Here is a 391-nt window from a genome sequence, read left to right as displayed (position 1 = left end):
AAGGAAGACCGGGCGGAAAGATGGTTTCGTCAAGCCATGTTGACGGGTGATCTCCGGGCCGCGGCAACCGAGGCGTCGGAGAGCGCCTGCCTTTGCCCGGTCCGCACGACGTCCGGATCATAGCTTTTGCGCGCAAACACCTCGCGCACCATCGGTGCGAAGAAGTCGAGTGGCCGTGGCGTGAAGGTGGGGTCGAAACTGGATTGGTCCCATTTCTCGCAGAATGTCGCGCAGTCGTCGAAATACTGGCTGTCCTGATAGCTGYCGCGCTTGTTCGGATTGGCTCCGACATGCGCGCCATAATAGAGGAGCTGGAAGTCGCCATGCTTTTCGACCACCCAGGAACATTGTTCGCGCACGAACGGACGCAGGATGGCGGCAGCATATTCGT

At 59.7% G+C, this 391-nt stretch carries 1 pseudogene; it reads right to left on the bottom strand.

Annotation, left to right across the window (positions count from 1 at the left end):
* Window positions 1-29: 29 nt before the first annotated feature.
* Window positions 30-391 (bottom strand): annotated as a pseudogene (locus tag AC1D0P_RS31275) (phosphohydrolase); the annotation flags it as partial.

The organism is Polaromonas sp. P1_G2 (assembly GCF_056405515.1).
This window is presented reverse-complemented; position numbering and strand designations above follow the sequence as displayed.